Source organism: Williamsia muralis (genome assembly GCF_051487485.1).
Taxonomy (GTDB): Bacteria; Actinomycetota; Actinomycetes; order Mycobacteriales; family Mycobacteriaceae; genus Williamsia; species Williamsia muralis_B.
The window spans coordinates 554810-573296 of the sequence record NZ_JAHVCV010000004.1; the positions used below are offsets into that span (position 1 = coordinate 554810).

20 protein-coding genes and 4 tRNA genes are annotated in these 18487 nt (G+C 65.1%); 7 read left to right on the forward strand and 17 right to left on the reverse strand.

The features are described from left to right. Nucleotides 1-25 precede the first annotated feature (25 nt). Nucleotides 26-847 carry a DUF2786 domain-containing protein gene (locus tag KXR83_RS13875; protein WP_437425299.1) on the reverse strand — a complete coding sequence of 274 codons (822 nt, stop codon included), beginning with the start codon at nt 845-847 and terminating at the stop codon, nt 26-28. Between the two features lie 123 nt (nt 848-970). Between KXR83_RS13875 and KXR83_RS13880 the strand changes: the two genes are divergently transcribed. From KXR83_RS13880 to KXR83_RS13895, 4 genes are all read left to right on the forward strand, one after another. Next, nucleotides 971-1546 (forward strand): TetR/AcrR family transcriptional regulator, encoded by a 576-nt coding sequence (locus tag KXR83_RS13880; protein WP_437425300.1) that lies wholly within the window; start codon nt 971-973, stop codon nt 1544-1546. 10 nt (nt 1547-1556) lie between these two features. Beyond that, nucleotides 1557-2105 carry a dihydrofolate reductase family protein gene (locus tag KXR83_RS13885; RefSeq protein ID WP_437425301.1) on the forward strand — a complete coding sequence of 183 codons (549 nt, stop codon included), beginning with the start codon at nt 1557-1559 and terminating at the stop codon, nt 2103-2105. A gap of 62 nt (nt 2106-2167) precedes the next feature. After that, nucleotides 2168-2782: a flavin reductase family protein gene (locus tag KXR83_RS13890; RefSeq protein ID WP_437425302.1), complete on the forward strand. Its 615-nt coding sequence runs from the start codon at nt 2168-2170 to the stop codon at nt 2780-2782. Between the two features lie 131 nt (nt 2783-2913). Next, a complete protein-coding gene (locus tag KXR83_RS13895; protein ID WP_437425303.1) occupies nt 2914-3912 on the forward strand; it encodes an LLM class flavin-dependent oxidoreductase in 999 nt (332 codons plus the stop codon). A 210-nt stretch (nt 3913-4122) separates the two neighbouring features. Here the strand turns inward: KXR83_RS13895 and rplA are convergent, their stop codons facing one another. From rplA to KXR83_RS13945, 10 genes are all read right to left on the reverse strand, one after another. Further along, on the reverse strand, nt 4123-4833 hold the full coding sequence (gene rplA, locus KXR83_RS13900) for a 50S ribosomal protein L1 (RefSeq protein ID WP_023962303.1): 711 nt from the start codon (nt 4831-4833) through the stop codon (nt 4123-4125). Nucleotides 4834-4921: 88 nt separating this feature from the next. Next, a complete protein-coding gene (rplK, locus tag KXR83_RS13905) occupies nt 4922-5359 on the reverse strand; it encodes a 50S ribosomal protein L11 (RefSeq protein ID WP_023962301.1) in 438 nt (145 codons plus the stop codon). An 84-nt stretch (nt 5360-5443) separates the two neighbouring features. Beyond that, nucleotides 5444-6286, reverse strand: a complete 843-nt coding sequence (nusG, locus tag KXR83_RS13910) for a transcription termination/antitermination protein NusG (protein ID WP_437425304.1) — start codon at nt 6284-6286, stop codon at nt 5444-5446. Nucleotides 6287-6328: 42 nt separating this feature from the next. After that, entirely contained in the window at nt 6329-6823 is a 495-nt protein-coding gene (secE, locus tag KXR83_RS13915) for a preprotein translocase subunit SecE (RefSeq protein ID WP_437425305.1), read from the reverse strand. 109 nt (nt 6824-6932) lie between these two features. Then, nucleotides 6933-7005: transfer RNA gene (locus tag KXR83_RS13920), tRNA-Trp, on the reverse strand. Nucleotides 7006-7213: 208 nt separating this feature from the next. After that, a complete protein-coding gene (locus tag KXR83_RS13925) occupies nt 7214-8299 on the reverse strand; it encodes a fused (3R)-hydroxyacyl-ACP dehydratase subunits HadA/HadB (RefSeq protein ID WP_437425306.1) in 1086 nt (361 codons plus the stop codon). Between the two features lie 177 nt (nt 8300-8476). Next, entirely contained in the window at nt 8477-8644 is a 168-nt protein-coding gene (gene rpmG, locus KXR83_RS13930) for a 50S ribosomal protein L33 (RefSeq protein ID WP_030165273.1), read from the reverse strand. 107 nt (nt 8645-8751) lie between these two features. Further along, a tRNA-Met gene (locus KXR83_RS13935) sits at nt 8752-8825 on the reverse strand. 71 nt (nt 8826-8896) lie between these two features. Further along, nucleotides 8897-8969: transfer RNA gene (locus KXR83_RS13940), tRNA-Thr, on the reverse strand. Between the two features lie 157 nt (nt 8970-9126). Then, nucleotides 9127-9207, reverse strand: a tRNA-Tyr gene (locus KXR83_RS13945). A 160-nt stretch (nt 9208-9367) separates the two neighbouring features. Between KXR83_RS13945 and KXR83_RS13950 the strand changes: the two genes are divergently transcribed. Further along, the gene (locus KXR83_RS13950) at nt 9368-9859 is read left to right on the forward strand and encodes a YajQ family cyclic di-GMP-binding protein (protein ID WP_437425307.1); all 492 of its coding nucleotides are present in this window, start codon (nt 9368-9370) and stop codon (nt 9857-9859) included. Nucleotides 9860-9954: 95 nt separating this feature from the next. On the opposite strand, the gene htpX is transcribed toward KXR83_RS13950, so the two are convergent. Both htpX and KXR83_RS13960 read right to left on the reverse strand, forming a co-directional pair. Then, nucleotides 9955-10812: a zinc metalloprotease HtpX gene (htpX, locus tag KXR83_RS13955; protein ID WP_023962289.1), complete on the reverse strand. Its 858-nt coding sequence runs from the start codon at nt 10810-10812 to the stop codon at nt 9955-9957. Nucleotides 10813-10907: 95 nt separating this feature from the next. After that, nucleotides 10908-11918 (reverse strand): polyprenyl synthetase family protein, encoded by a 1011-nt coding sequence (locus KXR83_RS13960; RefSeq protein WP_030165278.1) that lies wholly within the window; start codon nt 11916-11918, stop codon nt 10908-10910. 32 nt (nt 11919-11950) lie between these two features. Between KXR83_RS13960 and KXR83_RS13965 the strand changes: the two genes are divergently transcribed. Continuing rightward, on the forward strand, nt 11951-13225 hold the full coding sequence (locus KXR83_RS13965; protein ID WP_437425308.1) for a geranylgeranyl reductase family protein: 1275 nt from the start codon (nt 11951-11953) through the stop codon (nt 13223-13225). A 103-nt stretch (nt 13226-13328) separates the two neighbouring features. On the opposite strand, the gene KXR83_RS13970 is transcribed toward KXR83_RS13965, so the two are convergent. The 3 genes from KXR83_RS13970 to KXR83_RS13980 are packed head-to-tail and all read right to left on the reverse strand — an operon-like array spanning nt 13329 to nt 15716. Further along, nucleotides 13329-14018: a demethylmenaquinone methyltransferase gene (locus KXR83_RS13970; RefSeq protein ID WP_099383796.1), complete on the reverse strand. Its 690-nt coding sequence runs from the start codon at nt 14016-14018 to the stop codon at nt 13329-13331. Between the two features lie 41 nt (nt 14019-14059). Further along, nucleotides 14060-15220: a glycosyltransferase family 4 protein gene (locus KXR83_RS13975; protein WP_437425309.1), complete on the reverse strand. Its 1161-nt coding sequence runs from the start codon at nt 15218-15220 to the stop codon at nt 14060-14062. Nucleotides 15221-15245: 25 nt separating this feature from the next. After that, nucleotides 15246-15716: a hypothetical protein gene (locus KXR83_RS13980; protein WP_437425310.1), complete on the reverse strand. Its 471-nt coding sequence runs from the start codon at nt 15714-15716 to the stop codon at nt 15246-15248. Between the two features lie 186 nt (nt 15717-15902). Here KXR83_RS13980 and KXR83_RS13985 point away from each other — a divergent pair, with 186 nt between their 5' ends. Next, nucleotides 15903-16769, forward strand: a complete 867-nt coding sequence (locus KXR83_RS13985; RefSeq protein WP_437425311.1) for a cyclopropane mycolic acid synthase family methyltransferase — start codon at nt 15903-15905, stop codon at nt 16767-16769. Between the two features lie 34 nt (nt 16770-16803). Here the strand turns inward: KXR83_RS13985 and menD are convergent, their stop codons facing one another. Further along, entirely contained in the window at nt 16804-18441 is a 1638-nt protein-coding gene (gene menD, locus KXR83_RS13990) for a 2-succinyl-5-enolpyruvyl-6-hydroxy-3-cyclohexene-1-carboxylic-acid synthase (protein WP_437425312.1), read from the reverse strand. Nucleotides 18442-18487 lie beyond the last annotated feature (46 nt).

Consider the following 18487-nt stretch of genomic DNA (forward strand, 5'->3'; position numbering starts at 1 on the left):
CCCACTCACGGTTCAGCGCGCCCACTCACGCCTCCAGAGCCCCACGCGCAGCACCCAACTGGTTGTCCTCGCTGATCCGTGCCCGGCGGCCGGCTCGGTCCCCTGCCCGCCGCGCGCCCTCGGAGTAGCCGGCCGACGCACTCTGGGACCGCCACGTGCCCCGCGCGGTGGACGTCTCCTTGTGGAAATCCCGGACCTCTACCTCTTTGTTCCGGAGCACCAGCGCTGTTCCCGAATCCGAACGGCCCCCGTCCGCGGCTACCGCATCCGCACGCGCCTCATCACGGGCTTGCGTGAGCCGCTTGCCGATACGTTCGGCGAACGCGGACTGGAAGTTCAGCCGGGCCGTGATCGGCGACAACGGCTTCTCCTCGACCACCCTGCGCTGCACCCAGCCGCGACGTTCGGTGACCACACGAGCGAAGGTCTCGCCTTTGTACGCACCCGACTTCAAATAGCTGTCGCTGGCGGCGACCATCTGCACCACCAGCGAGCTGTACAGCGCCTCGCAAGTGTCGATGTCGCCGGGGAATCCGTAGGCATAGACGAACGTCGAGTTGCTCGCGACGTCGCAGGTGATGTCGTTGGCGTGGGCGATGGCCACGAAGAGCTGGACATATGTGCGCAGCCCTCGCTTGCCGGCCGTTCCGATCGCTATGTTGCGTTGCACCGGGGACGTGCGCTGTTCGGGCTTCCCATGGGCCCGCGCAACGGCCAGATCGATGGACGCTGCGGTGGCCAACCGTTGCGCCGCCTGCATGAAGGCTTGCGCCTCGTGCTCGTTGTCGGTGCCTTCTGCCTGCCTGAGCAAACCGGAGATGCGGGTCAGGAGTTTGTCGTCTTGCACGCTCACAACCCTAAGGCGTCGGTGTGACTGCTCCCCCGCCTGCGCCAACGTCATGTTCACAACGCGGCCTCTGTGGACAAACCCCTCGTTGGCAGCATTAGGAAATGATGATTTACTAACTGCGTGGCGCGCCCTCGAGTGAACTCCGATGATCACCTGCTCGATGCAGCCGACGCCGTCCTGTCGCAGACCGGCTCGGCCCGGTTCACCCTCGAGATGGCAGCCCGGGAGGCCGGCGTCTCGGCGGCGACCTTCGTCAAGCGCTTCGGTTCCAAACGCGGACTGCTCATCGCGTCATCGCAGCGCTGGGTCGACGCGATCGATCTCGACGACGTCGGGGGCCCGGGCGAACCGGTCCTGGCGGCGCTTCGCCGATTGTCGGTGGGGTCCTACACCGACAGCGACGACCCCGACGAGGCCGGAAATCACGTGTCCTCACTGGCGATGGATCTCGGCGATCCGGAACTGACTCGACTGCTTGCCGCAGGCTGGGACAAGAAGCGACGACAATTGCAAGCCGTCATCGCCCGGGCCGTGGACAGCGGTGAACTATCCGGCGCGCCTCCTCCCCCCGCCGCTGCCCGAACGTTGTTCGCGCTACTGGAGGGCACCTTCCTCGGCTGGACCGTCCAACCGCACGGTTCCCTCATCGACGCCCTCGGCGACGAGTTCGATCGACTCATCACCACCTGGACATGAAAGGACAACAATGACCACATCCCCTTCCCCGAGCCCTGTCACCGGAGCGGTGTTCATCGCGACCAGCGTCGACGGTTACATCGCCCGCACCGACGGCGGCATCGATTGGCTGCTCAGTCGCGACGAGAACCTCGGCGAGACCGGTTACGACGCCTTCATCGCGACCACGGACGCAATTGTCATGGGCCGCAACACCTATGAGGTGGGGTGCAGTTTCGACACCTGGCCCTACGAGGGAATGCGCGTGTTCGTGGTCAGTACCACCCTCGAACCCGGAGCCGACGACCGGATCTCCGTGCACCGCGGTCTCGACGAACTCTTCGAGGCCGCCCACAACGAGGGTGTCCGTCATGTCTATGCCGACGGCGGTCGTCTGATCACGAGCTTCCTCCAGCGTGGCCTGATCACCGAGATCACGATCACCACGGCACCGGTGATCATCGGATCCGGTCTGCCGTTGTTCGGCGCCATCGATCACGACATCCCGCTCGATCACGTGCGCACCACAACGCTCGGCAACGGGATGACCCAGAGCGTCTACCGGGTCTCGGCGGCATGAGTCGTCTCTGACCGGGCGACGGCCGCACGACGCCGTCGTGCGGCTGGTGCGATGCTGGACGGGTGAATCGAGATGTCGACGAAACCTTGGCCGGTCGAACGCTGTTCGACCACTCCAACACGTCCACGCGTGACTTCTACAAGCTGATCACCGCCGCGATCGTCCCGCGGCCGATCGCCTGGGTGTCCTCGCGCAGCGCCGAGGGCGTGGACAACCTCGCACCATTCAGCTTCTTCTCCGTCAGCTCCACCGATCCGCTGGTCGTGCAGTTCACCGCGGTCGGCGGCAAGCACAGCGCGGACAATGCTGCGGCCACCGGGCAGTTCGTCGTCAACATCGCCACGGAGCCGATGATGGACCAGGTCAATGCCACGTCGGCCGGCTTCGCGGAGGACGTCAACGAGTTCACCGCCGTGGGGGTCGCCTCGGCACCGGCCACGGTCGTCGACTGCCTGAGGGTCCGCGACAGCCCGGTGGCCATCGAATGCGAACTCCACCAGATCATCGAGGTCGGCAATTCGCAGGTGGTGATGGGGCGTGTGGTCGCGGTGACGGTTGATCCCGCTGTCGCCGCCGCCGACGGCCACCCGGACTTCACGAGGCTCGCACCGGTCAGCCGTCTGGGCCGGACCGAATGGGGTCTGCCGGGCAGGGTGGTCGAACGCGAACGACCCTGAGACTCCTCTGGCTGAGCAGCCCGGGCAGGTTTTGCTCGGTTTCGGGAAGGTAGTGACGCGCTCAGGCGTTGTTGCACACGTACAACTAATTCGCGTGATGACTACTTTCCAGCAGTGAAGAAGGCCCGTCTATGTCCTTGACCCTGTCGATTCTCGATCTTGCACCGATTGCGCCCGGTGAGAGCGCCCACGCGAGCTTCGAGGCAAGTGTTGCGCTGGCCCAGGCCGCAGAACGCAACGGCTACAAGCGAGTCTGGTACGCCGAGCACCACAACATGGAGTCGATCGCCTCATCGGCCACCAGTGTGCTGATCGCTCATATCGCCGCGCACACCGAGACAATCCGTCTGGGTGCCGGCGGCATCATGCTCCCCAACCATGCGCCGCTGACGATCGCCGAGCAGTTCGGCACCCTGGAGACGTTGCACCCCGGCCGGATTGATCTGGGTCTGGGCCGCGCACCCGGTAGCGACCAGGCAACGATGCGCGCACTGCGCCGAGACCACAGCTCGGCCGAGAGCTTCCCTCAGGACGTCCTCGAATTGCAGGCCTACCTGCGTGGACAGTCGCGGATCCCCGGCGTTCAGGCCGTTCCCGGCGCGGGCACGGATGTACCGCTGTACATCCTGGGTTCGTCACTGTTCGGCGCTCAGCTGGCCGCTGCTCTCGGGCTCCCCTACGCTTTTGCGTCGCACTTCTCGCCTGACGCCCTGGAGCAGGCGGTGGCGCTCTATCGCCGCGAGTTCAAGCCCTCGGCTCAGCTGTCGGAGCCCTATGTGATCGCGGGCGCGAACGTTGTCGCGGCCGACGACGCCGACGAGGCGGCGAGGGACTACGAGGCGTTGCGTCGCATCCGGGTGCGGATGTTCATCTCCCGCGGGCCGTCGACCCCGGAATACAGCGATGAGGAGATCGATGCGTTCCTCACCACCCGCGAGGGCCGCGGCATCGCCAACATGATGAAGTACACCGGCGTCGGCACGGGCGCGGACGTCCGCGGCTTCTTGGAGGACTTCGCCGAGTTGGCCCAGGCCGATGAGGTCATCGTGGCCCATCAGTCGGTGACCAGTGCCGGACGTATCCGTTCTCTCGAGCTCACCGCCGAGGCAATGAAGACCGCGAAGGTCTGATCCACCCCTAGAGCGAGCGAAGCAAAGCGAAACCGCCCGGCGGATGGCCCGCGTCGTCTGGACTGAGGATGAGCGAGCGCAGCGATGCGAAGACGAGGGAAGACGACGCGAGAAAGGCCATCCGCCCGCGAGCGCCAGCGAGCCAAAAACACAGTGCCGGGACCCCGTTACGGAGTCCCGGCACTGTGATGCTCAGCCTGTAAGAGTTGGTCAGTCCTCTTCGAGGTAATTACGGTTCACCGCAGGATCCACCGGGATGCCCGGTCCGGTGGTGGTCGAAACGGTGACCTTCTTCAGGTACCGGCCTTTTGCTGCTGACGGCTTCACACGCAGGATCTCGTCGACGGCTGCTCCGTAGTTCTCGACCAGCTTCTTCTCGTCGAAGGAAGCCTTGCCGATGACGAAGTGCAGGTTGGCTGCCTTGTCGACGCGGAAGTTGATCTTTCCGCCCTTGATCTCGTTGACGGCCTTGGTCACGTCGGTGGTGACCGTGCCCGTCTTCGGGTTCGGCATCAGCCCACGCGGTCCGAGGACACGCGCGATCCGGCCGACCTTGGCCATCTGGTCAGGGGTGGCGATCGCGGCGTCGAAGTCGAGCCAGCCGCCCTGGATCCGCTCGATCAGATCCTCGGCGCCCACTTCGTCGGCTCCGGCGGCGACGGCCTCGTTGGCCTTGTCGCCGGCGGCGAACACGATGACGCGGGCGGTCTTGCCGGTGCCGTGGGGCAGGTTGACGGTGCCGCGCACCATCTGGTCTGCCTTACGGGGATCGACGCCGAGACGGACGGCGACCTCGACGGTTGCGTCGGTCTTGGTGGAAGCGGTCTCCTTGGCAAGCTTGGCAGCCTCCAGCGGGCTGTAGAGCTTGGACTTGTCGACCTTTTCCGCAGCGGCTTTGTAGGCCTTACTGGTTTTACTCATGTTTGCTCTGTCTTTCTCCGCAACTCATGCGGGTTGGTGGTGCGGACCGAGCCGGCCCTCCCACGTGATGTCTGTTCGAGGAAGAGACTCAGGCCTCGACCGTGATGCCCATGGAGCGGGCGGTTCCGGCGATGATCTTGGCGGCCTGTTCAACGTCGTTGGCGTTGAGGTCTTCCTGCTTGGTCTTGGCGATCTCGCGGACCTGGTCCATCGTGACCTTGCCGACCTTGGTCTTGTGCGGCTCTCCCGAACCCTTCTGCAGACCGGCGGCCTTCAGCAGCAGTTTGGCGGCCGGCGGGGTCTTCAACTTGAAGTCGAAGGAGCGATCTTCGTAAACGTAGATCTCCACGGGCACGACATTGCCGCGCTGGCTTTCTGTCGCGGCGTTGTACGCCTTGCAGAACTCCATGATGTTCACGCCATGCTGGCCGAGTGCCGGACCCACGGGGGGTGCGGGGTTGGCTGCGCCGGCCTGGATCTGAAGCTTGATGATCCCGGACAGCTTCTTTTTCTTCTTGGGGGGCATCCTTTTCCCTGTTTCTGATTGATTGCGTTTGGGCTGACAACACTCCGTCAGCCCGGTTTCGCGCCCGCTGGAGACGCGAAAGTCTTAGATCTTCTCGACCTGGTTGAAGGCGAGTTCGACGGGGGTCTCGCGACCGAAGATCGAGACGAGCACCTTCACCTTGCGCTGTTCGGCGTTGACCTCGCTGATCGATGCGGGCAACGTCGCGAACGGGCCGTCCATGACGGTGACCGACTCGCCGACCGCGAAGTCGACCTCGACAACGGGTGCGGAGGCGGCAGCCAGGTCGGAACCGGCGTCGCTGCCGGACTTCGCCGACGACTTCTTCGGCTCGGCACGTGGCAGCAGGAACTTGAGCACGTCATCCATGGACAACGGCGAAGGACGCGAGGTCAATCCCACGAAGCCCGTGACGCCCGGGGTGTTGCGCACTGCGCCCCACGATTCGTCGTTGAGATCCATGCGCACGAGGATGTAGCCCGGCAGCACCTTGCGGTTGACCTTCTTGGGCTGGCCGTTCTTGATCTCGGTGACTTCTTCGGTGGGCACCTCGACCTGGAAGATGTAGTCGCCCACATCCAGGTTCTGCACGCGGGTTTCGAGGTTGGCTTTCACCTTGTTCTCGTAACCGGCGTAGGAGTGGATCACATACCAGTCGCCAGCTGCGCGCTTGAGGGACTTCTTGAGGGCCTCGACCGGGTCTTCTTCTTCCTCGGGTTCGACGACCTCGGGGGTCGTGTCCTCGTCGGAGGCGTCCTGATCGGTGCTGTCGGCCTCATCGGAGGCGTCCTGGTCGCTGCTGTCGGAATCAGCCGGCGCTTCGGGGTCGGAGATGCCACTGTCAACAGCCTCCGAATCACCGACCGTCTGATCGGTGACGTCGGTTTCGGTCTCGCTGATCTCAGCGTCGTTCTCGGGGGTGCTCACTGCAGCCCACGCTCCCTTTCCTCGAAGCGGCCGTACGGGTGATTACCCGAACAGCCACAAAACGGCCTTTGCGAAGAGCAGATCCAGCCCGGAGATGAACGCGACCATGATGATCACGAAGATCAGCACGACGATCGTGTACTGAATCAGCTGCTTGCGAGTGGGCCAGATGACCTTCTTGAGCTCGCTGACAACCTGCTTGAGGAAGATCCACAACCGGATGAAGGGATTGTGGCTGTCCTCGGGCCGGACTCGCTTGCGTTTGCCGTCTTTCTTTTTGTCTTTGGTCTTTTCCTTGGTGGCGACGGCCGATCCCGCTGAATCGTCGTCGTCGCTCTTCGTCAGGTTCGTCCGTTTGCCACGCGGCGAACGCTTACCCGTCGGGCGAGCCGCCGTCTGAGTGTCTCCGTCGGAGACTTTCTCAGCATCGGACTCGTCCACCGAACCGGCTTCGCCGTCGACTGAGGTGTCGACCTCGACCTCGTCGTTCGACTCGGCCGCGCTCTTGGCGCGTTCGGCACGGTCGCGCTTGCTCAACTTGATCCTCTCGTGGCTGAAGTCGGATGTTCGGCGGCAGGCGATGTGCCTGGGCACCGAACAGCTGACATCGGGTGCCCTGAGGTGCCGACGTGCACACCGTCAAGGGCAGGGGCGACAGGACTTGAACCTGCAACCTGCGGTTTTGGAGACCGCTGCTCTGCCAGTTGAGCTACGCCCCTTTGGGACGGCGAGTTACTCGGTGACCACCTTGCGATGGTCTCGAGGCCACGTCGACCCGGTGTCTGCACTACACAAAACCAACGCGCCACCCTCAGGGCAGCGCGCAAGTGTGAGTAGAACTCAGACTATTGAAGTGTACGTCACCGGGCGGGTTGAACTCCAACTCGGTGTTGACCCGCGGAAACCGCAGGTCATTCGTACCCACGATCAATTGAACTGCACGCTGACCAGTGCTCGTCCGAAAATCTTGCGCTCACCTTGCTTGGCAACGATCGAGATCTGGCCGCGGCGGGTGTCGGGATCAAGCGACTTCACCTTGCCGGTGAAGTCGACGGCCGCGAAGTCGTCGGCCGGCACGTACACCGGACTGGTGAACCGCACGTTGTATTCGTAGATGGCCGCCGGGTCGCCGATGAACTCGCCGATGAAACTGGCTCCGAGACCCATGGTCTGCATGCCGTGGGCCACCACGTCCTGCAGGCCGGCCACCTTGGCGACCTCGTCGCTGTAGTGGATCGGGTTCGGATCGCCTGCCACACCGGCGTAGTTGATCAGGTTTCCACGGGTCAGCTTGAACGTCCGCGCGGGGAGTTCTTGTCCGACCGTCAGCGTGTCGAAATCGATTGCGGCATAAGGCTTTGGATCGACAGCCGGGTCCGGGTCGGTGTAGCGGTCGAACGGGCCGTGGATGGTCTTGCCCGGGTCGATGCCGGGGGGCTCGTCCATCATCACGTGTTCGATCTTGTCGATCAGCGCGGGGTCGACCTCGATGGCGGCTCTGGCGGCCAGGCTCGTCCACGTGGTCATCACGGGTTCGTTGTGCTGATTCCAGACGACGTTCTTGGTGACCATCAGGTCGGTGCCCGACATCTGCCGGAACGAGTCGAGGGACACGTCGCAGATCAGGTGGTCGCCGACCTTGATGGGCCGATGGAACACCAGCCGCTGATCGCTCTGCATGATCTGCCAGAGGTCGTAGCCGGTGATGACATCTTCGAAGAGGCGCCGCTGGGCGATGATCCCGAGGACGGATACGAATGTGGGCGCGGCGACGAGGGTGTCGTGGCCCATCTCACGGGCCTTGGCCTCGTTCCAGTGGACGGGGTTGGTGTCCTGGACGGCGCGGGCATGCTCGCGCACCTTCTCGCGGCCGACCTCGTAGTAGTCGTCGACGGTGTACTTGTACCCCACCAGCGCCTGCGTGTGTTCGGCGATTTCTTCGGGGGTCAGCTTGACGCCGTCCCGGATGGCCTGGATGCGCTCGGCAGCTTGGGCTTCGCTCACATTCGTCACTAAACCGACCTCTGACTTTCGACTTTTCGTCGACTCCGGCGGCTTGTCGATGTGGGCCGCGCCGCGGGTGCCGTGGCTACTCCCGGACAATCGTCGGCCGAGAAGGGCCGACTTCGCTGGGGCGCCGCAGTGGCCCCCGCTGCGCAGGCGGCCTCGAACGGCCGCCCGGCGTGGGAGTTAGCGCGATTCCTTGTGGTTCTGGTGCTTGCCGCAGTTCGGGCAGAACTTCTTGATCTCTAGGCGATCGGGATCGTTGCGGCGGTTCTTCTTGGTGATGTAGTTGCGGTGTTTGCAAACCTCGCAGGCCAAGGTGATCTTGGGGCGCACGTCTGTTGAGGAGGCCACGGGATTGCCTTTCAGGTGGATCGTGTGGTGTACCACCGTGAGGCGGTACTTGTGGCGCATCGTCGCAAGACGACACTTCGTAGCGCGTCGTCGGAGACGACACTTCGTAGCGATGGCCGGACTCGAACCGGCGACCTAACGATTATGAGTCGTTCGCTCTAACCAACTGAGCTACACCGCCATGGCCCCGATTCCAGGTCCGACAGCGCGTCTGGCATCAGCTGCGCCGCTGCCCAGGATCTGAGTCCAGCGAGCCCCCTGACGGAATCGAACCGTCGACCTTTTCCTTACCATGGAAACGCTCTACCGACTGAGCTAAGGGGGCGTTCGCTTTCCATGTGCTGCCTACCTGGCAACGCACGAAGAGCCTTAACGAGATTACACAGCGGCGCTGGTACACGCCAAATCGCCTGTGTAGTTGTCTCGCCGCACCAAACGACCTCGGGCCGGTTCACCCAGCTCGAGGCCGTTTTGCGGTGCTGTGGCAGGTATAGGATTCGAACCTATGTAGCTTGCGCGACGGATTTACAGTCCGCTCCCTTTGGCCGCTCGGGCAACCTGCCGGGCTACTTTCCGTAGTCTTTTGGACCGGCGGAAAGCAACGCCGCAAAGAATACAACGGGCATGGCCCCTGAGCACAAATGCCCTGCGTATGGCCGCCTGTTTCGGCCCCGGAGACCATCGGGCCCATCACTGCAGGGGCGGCGACTAGGCTTGTCGGTTATGGCAGATTCATCGTTCGACGTGGTCAGCAAGCTCGATCGGCAGGAAGTCGACAACGCTCTCAATCAGGCGGCGAAAGAGTTGTCGCAGCGGTACGACTTCCGGGGCACCAACACCAAGATCGAGTGGTCGGGTGAAGAGAACATCGTGATCACCTCCGACGCCGAGGAGCGCGCCCAGGCGGGCCTGGAGGTCTTCAAGGAGAAGCTCATCCGACGCGACATCTCTTTGAAGGCTTTCGACGCCGGCGAGGTCGTCACTTCGGGCAAGACCTACAAGATCACCGGAACCTTGGTGCAGGGCATCGACTCGGAGAAGGCCAAGAAGATCACCAAGGCGATCCGCGACGAGGGGCCCAAGGGCGTCAAGGCTCAGATCCAGGGTGAGGAGCTGCGCGTCTCGAGCAAGAAGCGCGACGACCTGCAGGCCGTGATCACGCTCCTGAAGAACAAGGATTTCGAGATCGCCCTGCAGTTCGTGAATTACCGCTAGTCCCCCACACCCACATCGTCCCGCTCAGAGGGCGCAGAGGGTAGATACCCCTTGCCTTCCCACCGGCGGGACGATTGTGGTGGCTTTCGACGACGTCAGCGGTGTGGGCCGGCCATCTCTTCCAGGCGCCTGATGCGGTCTTGCATCGGGGGGTGCGTGGAGAACAGCTTGCCCACCCGCTCGCCGGCCCGGAACGGGTTGGCGATCATCAGGTGAGACTGGGCGGCGAGGTCGGGATTCGGCGGCAGCGGGGCGACCTGCACCCCGCCGGAGATCTTGCGCAGGGCCGACGCGAGGGCCAGCGGGTCGCCGGTGAGCTCAGCACCCGAGGCATCGGCCTGGTACTCGCGTGAGCGCGAGACCGCCAGTTTGATCACTGTTGCAGCGATCGGGCCCAGAAATGTGATGAGCAACAACATGATCGGGTTGGCGCCGCCCTCACGGTTGCTGCCGAAGAAGAACGCGAAGTTGGCGATGCCGCTGATCACCGCGGCCATCGCGCCGGCCACCGACGAGATGAGGATGTCGCGGTTGTAGACGTGTGACAGTTCGTGGCCGAGGACGGCGCGGAGCTCGCGCTCGTCGAGGATCTGCAGGATTCCTGCGGTGCAGCAGACTGCGGCGTTCTTCGGATTACGTCCGGTGGCAAAGGCGTTCGGCGCCTCGGTGGGGCTCACGTACAACGCGGGCATGGGCTGGCGCGCCACGGTCGCCAGCTCGCGGACGATCCGGTACAGCGCCGGCGCCTGCACCTCTGTGACGGGCTGTGCGTGCATGGCCTTGAGCGCCATCTTGGCGCTGTTGAAGTAGATGTAGGCGTTGAATCCGACCGCAGCCACCACGGCGACGAACAGGATGGCGGGACTGCGAAACGCTGCCCCGATCCCGACGATGATCGCCGACATGAATCCGAGCAGCAGGACGGTCTTCAGGCCGTTGGCATGACCACTCATCCATCACTCCCGTCTGTACACACGGCAGCACAACGATCGGGCCCGACCTCACGGTTCCCGATCCCAGGCCGGTCAGAGCCGGACCGCGCAGCAGGTCAGCCGATCCGGTCGATGGTGTACCGCACCAGCGAGCTCATCGCATCGTGCGCGGGCCCCTCGGGGAGCTGGGCCAGTTCGGCATCGGCCGCATCGGCATACCCCTGGAGAGTGGCTCGGGCCTTGGCCAGGCCCGCCGACTTGTTCAGGAGTTCGAGTGCTTCGGCGACCTCGGCGTCGTCGGTGAGCGGCCGGGGCGTGCCGTCGGCGGCGAGTACCAACTCGCGCAACCGGGTTTCGTCGGGGTCTGCGATGGCGTAGAGGACCGGCAGGGTGTGCACGCCTTCGCGCAGATCGGTTCCCGGGTTCTTACCCGAATCACCGGCCACCGAGCTGATGTCGATGATGTCGTCGCTGACCTGGAAAGCGGTCCCGATCGAGTCGCCGAGCCGGGACAGGCGTTCGATCTGCTCTTCGTCCGCACCCGAGGACATCGCCCCGAACCGGCCACTGGCCGCGATCAGCGAACCGGTCTTCTCCCAGACCACCTTCAGGTAGTGGTCGACTGGGTCGAGCTTGCCCTGCGAGCCCACGGTTTCACGCATCTGACCGGTGACCAGCTCGGCGAAGGTGTCGGCGATGATACGGACGGCGTGCGGCCCGAGAGTGGACACCAGACGCGAAGCCCGCGCGAACAAGAAGTCGCCGGACAGGATCGCAACACTGTTGCCCCACCGGCTGTTGGCGCTGACGGCACCGCGCCGCAGCTCGGCCTCGTCCATCACGTCGTCGTGGTACAGCGTCGCCAGGTGGATCATCTCCACGACGGTCGCCGAGATGATGACCTCGTGGGCGTGTGGGTTGGGGCCGAAATGGGCCGACAGGATCGAGAAGATCGGCCGGAACCGCTTGCCGCCGGCCTTGGCCAGATGCGTGGCCGCCTCGGTCAGGAAGTCCTCACCAGAGGACAACTCCTCGAGCAGCAGCTTCTCGACGCTCTCCAGCGACCTGCCCACATCTGCGGCGAAGTCTTCCGAACCCATATCGAGACCCGCGAACGTCGTCTTCACGCCTGACCAGCTCCTGTCATAGGACGAGCCTAATGGTGCGCGATACTGGCCGGGTGAGTGCACCCATCCCATGTCCGTCGCGCACCCAGGTGCTTGTGGTCGGCGCAGGTCCCGGCGGCTCGGCCGCGGCGTATGCGGCAGTCCGGGCGGGATACGAGGTGACTCTGCTCGACTCGGCGGTGTTCCCGCGGGACAAGACGTGCGGTGACGGACTGACGCCCCGCGCCATTGCCGAACTCGACGCCCTCGGCCTCGGCGACGCGTTCTCGGGTCCACGAATTCTCGGACTGGACATGCAGGGCTGGGGCGGCCGTCAGCTCGTTCGCTGGCCGTCGAAGTCGGACCATTTCCCCGATTACGGCAGCGCTGTCACCCGCACCGAACTCGACGACCGGATCCGCGTTCATGCCGTGGAGGCCGGAGCGACGATGGTGTCGGGCACCAAAGCGGTCGGCGCCACCGTCGTCGACGGCAAAGTGACTGCGGTACAGGTCAATACAGACGACGGTCCCGCGGAGATCAAGGTCGACAAGCTCATCGTCGCCGATGGGGTGCGCTCGGCCTTGGGCAACGCGCTGGGACGGTCGTGGCACCGCACCACCGCTTACGGCGTGGCCGCGCGGGCCTACGTGCAGTCCGAACGCTGCAACGACCCCTGGATGGGGTCGCATCTGGAATTGCGCGGCACCGATTCCGAACTGCTGCCCGGATACGGCTGGGTCTTCCCATTGGGTTCGGAGACCGGGCTGGTCAACATCGGGGTGGGTGCCCTTGCGACGGACAAACGCCCGGCGAGCATGGCGCTTCGCCCGATCATCGAGCACTACACCAACTCTCAGCGTGAGGACTGGCGGCTCAGCGGCGAGCCGATGCGCATCGCCTCGGCGCTGTTGCCGATGGGCGGAGCGGTCAGCAACGTCGCGGGCGGCAACTGGGTGTTGATCGGCGATGCGGCCGCCTGCGTCAACCCACTCAACGGCGAGGGCATCGACTACGCGTTGGAGACCGCGCGACTGGCCGTGGAAGTGCTTGACCAGCAAGACCTTTCGGCTCTTTGGCCGGACCTGCTCCGATCGCGATACGCGTTGGCGTTCTCCGCCGCCCGCCGACTCGCAGCCGTCCTGACCGTGCCGCGGGTGGTGCCCGTCCTGGGCCGCCCAGGCATCCGTTCGGCAGCGCTGATGTCGATGGTGGTGCGGGTGATGGGAAATCTGATCACCGAGGACGACAGCGACCTGATCGCCCGGGCCTGGCGCGTCGCAGGCATGACCAGCAGCGCACTCGACTCCCGCCCACCTTTCACTTGACCCCCTCCCCCGATGTTGTGCCCTTCTGGCGAACAAAACCCCAGGTCGCGACCGCCAGAACCGCACATCATCGGGGGCGGGGGCGGGGGCGGGATTGGACAGGCTAGCGGGGCTTGATGCCGCGGTGAAGGGCGGTGATGCCGAAGGTGAGGTTGCGCCAGCGGACGTGCTCGAAACCTGCGGACTTCATCCGCTGCGCGAGAGCGGCCTGGTCGGGCCATTCGCGGATCGACTCCGCAAGGTACACATAGGCGTCGGGATTGCTGGACACTTTCCTGGCAACCGAGGGCAGCGCCTTCATCAGGTATTCCATGTACACCACGCGCATCGGCGCGAACACCGGTGTGGAGAACTCGCAGATCACCACTCGCCCACCGGGTTTGAGAACACGGAACAGTTCTGCAAACGCCTGGTCGACGTCGTTCACGTTACGCAGACCGAAGGAGATGGTCGCGGCATCGAACGACTCGTCTCCGAACGGCAGGTGAAGCGCATCGGCCCCGACCTTCGGTACCGACCGCCGGGCGCCGGCCTTCAGCATCCCCATGGAGAAATCGGCAGCCACACAATCCGCGCCCGAGCGGGCCAGCTCCTCGGTGGACACCGCGGTACCGGCGGCAAGGTCGAGCACCACATCGCCGGGTCCGAGGGCAAGCGCCTTGCGGGTGGCGACCCGCCATCCCCTGTCCTGACCGAACGAGAGCACCGTGTTCGTCAGGTCGTAGCGGCCGGCCACTCCGTCGAACATGGCCGCGACGTCGGCGGGATCCTTGGCCAGCGATGCACGAGACATAACGGCCACCGTACCGGCTGGAGAAGACTCCCCGTGAACCTCTATGCCGACCGCCGACGCAACAGGTCGTCGCGGCCGAGGACGTCGTCGTAATGCCAGATCAGCTGGTCAGCAATGGCCGACCAGGTGCGTCCACGCACGCTGCGCCGGGCGGCCGTGCCGAACTCGTCACGGGTCCTCTTGTCCTGCAAGGTCGCGACGGCATCGACGAGCCGGGGCGAGAAGTCTTCGACGGCGAGTAGATATCCGGTCCGGCAGTGGGTGATCAGGTCACGCGGACCGCCGGCGTCGGGGCCGATCGCGGGAACACCGCTGGCCAGGGCCTCCTGCACCGCCTGGCAGAACGTCTCGTGTTCGCCCGCGTGCACGAAGACGTCGAGGCTGGCGTAGGCGCGGGCGAGGTCGAGACCGCCGAGTTCCCCGGTGAACACCGCGTCGGGCATCAGCTTGCCGAGCCGGTCGCGCTCAGGCCCACCGCCCACGATCACCAGCTGCACGTCCGAACGTCCGGACAGCACCGCGAGGCGCTCAACGTGCTTTTCGGGCGCCAATCTGCCGACGAAACCGACGATCAACTTGCCCTGTGGGCTCCACTTCGACCGCAATGATTCGTCACGTCGATCGGGATGGAACCGCTCGGCATCAACACCTCTGCCCCACTGGAACACCCGTGGAATGCCGTGATCTCGAAGGGCTTTCACCGACACGGTGGACGGCGCAAGAGTGCGGTCGCAGGCGGTGTGGAGTTTGCGGGTCCACGCCCAGGCAGCGCGAGTGCCCAGTTTCATCCCGTAGCTCGCCGCAAAGCCCGCGACATCGGTCTGGAACACGGCCACCGACGGCACATCGAGGCGCCGTGCTGCGGCAGCTCCCGCGGCCCCGACCACAAACGGCGATGCCAGGTGCACCACGTCCGGCTCGAAATCGGCGAGTGCGCGGAACATCGACGGCGCGGGCACACCGACGGGCAGTGAACTGACCTTCGGGACCATCACGGAAGGGATGTAGTGGACAGGAGCGCCAGAGACCTCGTCCGGCCCGCGCGACGGCTTTTCACCCTTGCTCGCCGACCGGGGAAGGGCCGGCGCGATGATCATGGCTTCGTGCCCGGCGTGCTCAAAATGCTCGGCCACCCGCAGCACGGAGTTCACCACGCCGTTCATGTTCGGGAGAAAGCTCTCCGCGACGATTGCGACTCGCACGGTGCCAGTGTGGGCACCGGACCTGTCAGGAGGTCTGCGACGCCGTGACCGGAGGCCGAACCGTAGGTGAACGTCCATTGGCGCGGCGGCGGTGTGTTTCGGCCAGCAGCACCATGATCGCCGCGATGGCGAGCCACGAATACACCAGTACCGACAGTGCGGGCAGGATCGACAGACTTGCGTCGCGTCCGGCCACCCGGACCAGCTCGGGGTTGGTCGAGGAGTATTCGATGCTGATCCGCTGCCCCTCGGTCAGTCGTCCGGGGTAGAACACCCCGAGCCTGGGACTGCGGAAGATGCCGTCCGGCGTGGAGAAGCTGACGGTGGCCTTGGTGGGGCCGGCGCTGACCACGTCGGCCACGGCGGTGGCCTTGTCGTCGTCGATCAGCGCATCGTCGCGGTACGAGCCGGCGACCATCACGGCCATCATGATGGTCACCAGGACCCCGACCGTGAGTAGTCCGATCTGTACTCGGCGCAGCACGGTAGCGGACATGCAGGCCACAATAGCGACCCTGGCCGCCTCCCCACCGAACCCTGTGACCGCCGACTCATCAGGACAACAATGTTGTTCATCCAACATTGAGCCCTAGTTACCCGTAATATCCCGGGACCAGTGGCCGCTGCGCTGAAACCCTCGGGCGTTGGTTGCGGTCGCTCAGTCTCGTTGATTGGACCTTTCATGGCCGACCTCAAACCCTATTTCGACGACGTCCAAGCTCATTACGATCTGTCGGACGACTTCTTCGCACTGTTCCTCGATCCGACGCGGACCTACAGCTGCGCCTACTTCGAGCAGGACGACTACACGCTGGAGCAGGCTCAGCGAGCGAAAGTCGATCTGGCACTGGGCAAATGCGACCTCCAGCCGGGCATGCGCCTGCTCGACATCGGTTGCGGATGGGGCGCCACGGTGATGCGGGCAGTGGAGGGGTACGGCGTCGACACGGTGGGACTCACGTTGTCGCAGAACCAATTCGAGTATGTCGAAGGGCTCATCGACGACCGTGGTTGGCCCGCGGAACGGGCTTCGGTGCGCTTGCAGGGATGGGAAGAGTTCGACGAACCGGTCGACCGCATCGTCAGCATCGGCGCGTTCGAACACTTCCGCAAGGAACGGTATGACGCGTTCTTCGAGAAGTCGTTCTCACTCCTGCCTTCTGGCGGTCGAATGTTGTTGCACACCATCGTCGGTCACAACCGGCACGACATCCGCGACAAGGGTCTGCCGATCGACCGCAAGCTCCTCGAGTTCACGCGGTTCATCACCCGGGAGATCTTCCCGGGCGGGCAACTGCCGGAACCGAAGTGGGTTGTCGAGGGCGCCGAGCGTGTCGGATACACGGTCGACCGGGTGCACCCACTTCAGCTGCACTACGCACGAACGCTCGACCTGTGGTCGGCCGCGTTGGAGCGCCGACATGACGAAGCGGTCGAGATCGCCTCGCAGGAAACGTTCGACACGTACATGAAGTACCTCACCGGGTGCGCGGAGCTGTTCCGGCAGGGCTACGTCGACGTCATGCAGTTCACCCTGCTCAAGCCGTGACCCACCACCGGCGAACCGAGAAGGCCCGATCGGCCTAGAGGCGCGCCTTGATGGCGGCATGCACCGACCGCAGCGACGCGCGGTCGGTGTGTACCTCCACCACGTCGATGCCCTCGCCCGCAGCGCTCAGCGCCCCGGGTAGCTCGGCCGGTGTCACCAGCGAATGCTTGGTACCGAAGCCCGCGCACACCGACGCCAGGTCGGTGCGGTGTGGAGTGCCGAACACCCGCTCGTGCGCGCCGAGGTAGTCGGGCCCGTCGAAGCGGGGGTCGCCCTGTTCGAGCAACCCGAAGATGCCGCCGCCGTCGTCGTTGGCCACCACGATGGTCAGCCGGCCCGGTCGCGGCTCGGCCGGGCCGATCAACAGACCCGTCGCGTCGTGCACAAACGTCAGATCACCCATCAACGCCACGGTGCGCACATCACGGGCCAACGCGGCCCCGATCGCCGTGGAGACGTTGCCGTCGATACCTGCCACACCCCGGTTGGACAGCACCCGGACGTCTGGTCCCACCCGGCCGGCCAGGGCGACGTCGCGGATCGGGTTGGATGCCCCGACCACAAGCTGTTCACCCGGCGACATCGCGGCACTGACAACCCGGGCCACGTGTAACCCGGTGGGCAGGTCGGTGGCATCGAGTACGGCGTCTACCGCCCCGACCGCTCGCTGGTGTGCGGCGGCGCAGTCCTTGAGCCAGTCCTCGTCGGGCTCACCGGTGGTGATGGCCCGCGAACCCGTCGCCAGGACGTTGCCGGAGACGTCCGGCCACCGCGGCCCGGTGGTCAGGGCATACACCCTGATCGACGGGTTGGCGAGCAGCGTCGACACCTGGCGGTGCAGGGTGGGCCGGCCGCAGATGATGGCCTGGGTGGGCCGCACCGCGGTGAGAGCCAGCGGATGCAGCGGGTTCTCGGGGGCAGGTGCGGTCGGTTCGGCGACCGTCGGCAGCGCGGCGAGTTCGGGACGGTGTCCGGCGCCGTGCCCGGAGACCACCACGGTCGGCTCGGTGAGGTCGATCTCCACCGGTACGTCCAGCTTTCCGACGGCTGTCGCGGTCCACGGCGCGTTGCCGGGTCGTCCGCTGTAGCTGCCGAGGTCGTCGTGCGGTCCGACGCCGGGTTCGGGCACCAGCGGTTCGCGCAACGGGATGTCGAATTGGACGGGGCCGGCGTTGCCGGTGCGGGCTCCACGCGCTGCGGCCAGCACGCGTCCGACTGCCGAGCGCCACTGACTGTTGGTGTCGAGGTTCTGTTCGGCGAGGCCCAGGCTGATGGCGGCACGCACCTGCGTGCCGAAGATCCCGAACTGTTCGATGGTCTGGTTGGCACCCGAGCCGAGTAGTTCATACGGCCTGTTGGCGCTGACCACCACCAGCGGCACCCGCGCATAGTTGGCCTCGAACACCGCCGGGCTCATGTTGGCGACCGCGGTGCCGCTGGTCATCACGATGGGCACCGGCTGCCCGGAGGCGACCGCCAGGCCCAGTGCGAGATATCCGGCCGTGCGCTCGTCCACCCGGACGTGGAGTCGCAGTCTGCCCGCTGCGTCGGCGGCGTGCAGGGCGAAGGCGAACGGCGCATTACGTGAACCGGGGCACAGCACCGCCTCGCGTACGCCGCCGCGGATCATCTCGTCGACGATCACTCGGGCCTGCAGAGTCGAGGGATTCATTACTTCAGGCTAACCGCGGTCGGGACGGGTGGTCCGGCCCGATCAG

Bases quoted from the DNA above. Each gene is read 5' to 3' on its own strand.
- rplK (WP_023962301.1), bottom strand. From the start codon at position 5,359: ATGCCCCCCAAGAAGAAAAAGAAGCTGTCCGGGATCATCAAGCTTCAG.
- KXR83_RS13950 (WP_437425307.1), top strand. From the start codon at position 9,368: ATGGCAGATTCATCGTTCGACGTGGTCAGCAAGCTCGATCGGCAGGAA.
- KXR83_RS13965 (WP_437425308.1), top strand. From the start codon at position 11,951: ATGGTGCGCGATACTGGCCGGGTGAGTGCACCCATCCCATGTCCGTCG.
- menD (WP_437425312.1), bottom strand. From the start codon at position 18,441: ATGAATCCCTCGACTCTGCAGGCCCGAGTGATCGTCGACGAGATGATC.
- KXR83_RS13885 (WP_437425301.1), top strand. From the start codon at position 1,557: ATGACCACATCCCCTTCCCCGAGCCCTGTCACCGGAGCGGTGTTCATC.
- KXR83_RS13985 (WP_437425311.1), top strand. From the start codon at position 15,903: ATGGCCGACCTCAAACCCTATTTCGACGACGTCCAAGCTCATTACGAT.
- rplA (WP_023962303.1), bottom strand. From the start codon at position 4,833: ATGAGTAAAACCAGTAAGGCCTACAAAGCCGCTGCGGAAAAGGTCGAC.
- htpX (WP_023962289.1), bottom strand. From the start codon at position 10,812: ATGAGTGGTCATGCCAACGGCCTGAAGACCGTCCTGCTGCTCGGATTC.
- KXR83_RS13970 (WP_099383796.1), bottom strand. From the start codon at position 14,018: ATGTCTCGTGCATCGCTGGCCAAGGATCCCGCCGACGTCGCGGCCATG.
- KXR83_RS13895 (WP_437425303.1), top strand. From the start codon at position 2,914: ATGTCCTTGACCCTGTCGATTCTCGATCTTGCACCGATTGCGCCCGGT.
- KXR83_RS13980 (WP_437425310.1), bottom strand. From the start codon at position 15,716: ATGTCCGCTACCGTGCTGCGCCGAGTACAGATCGGACTACTCACGGTC.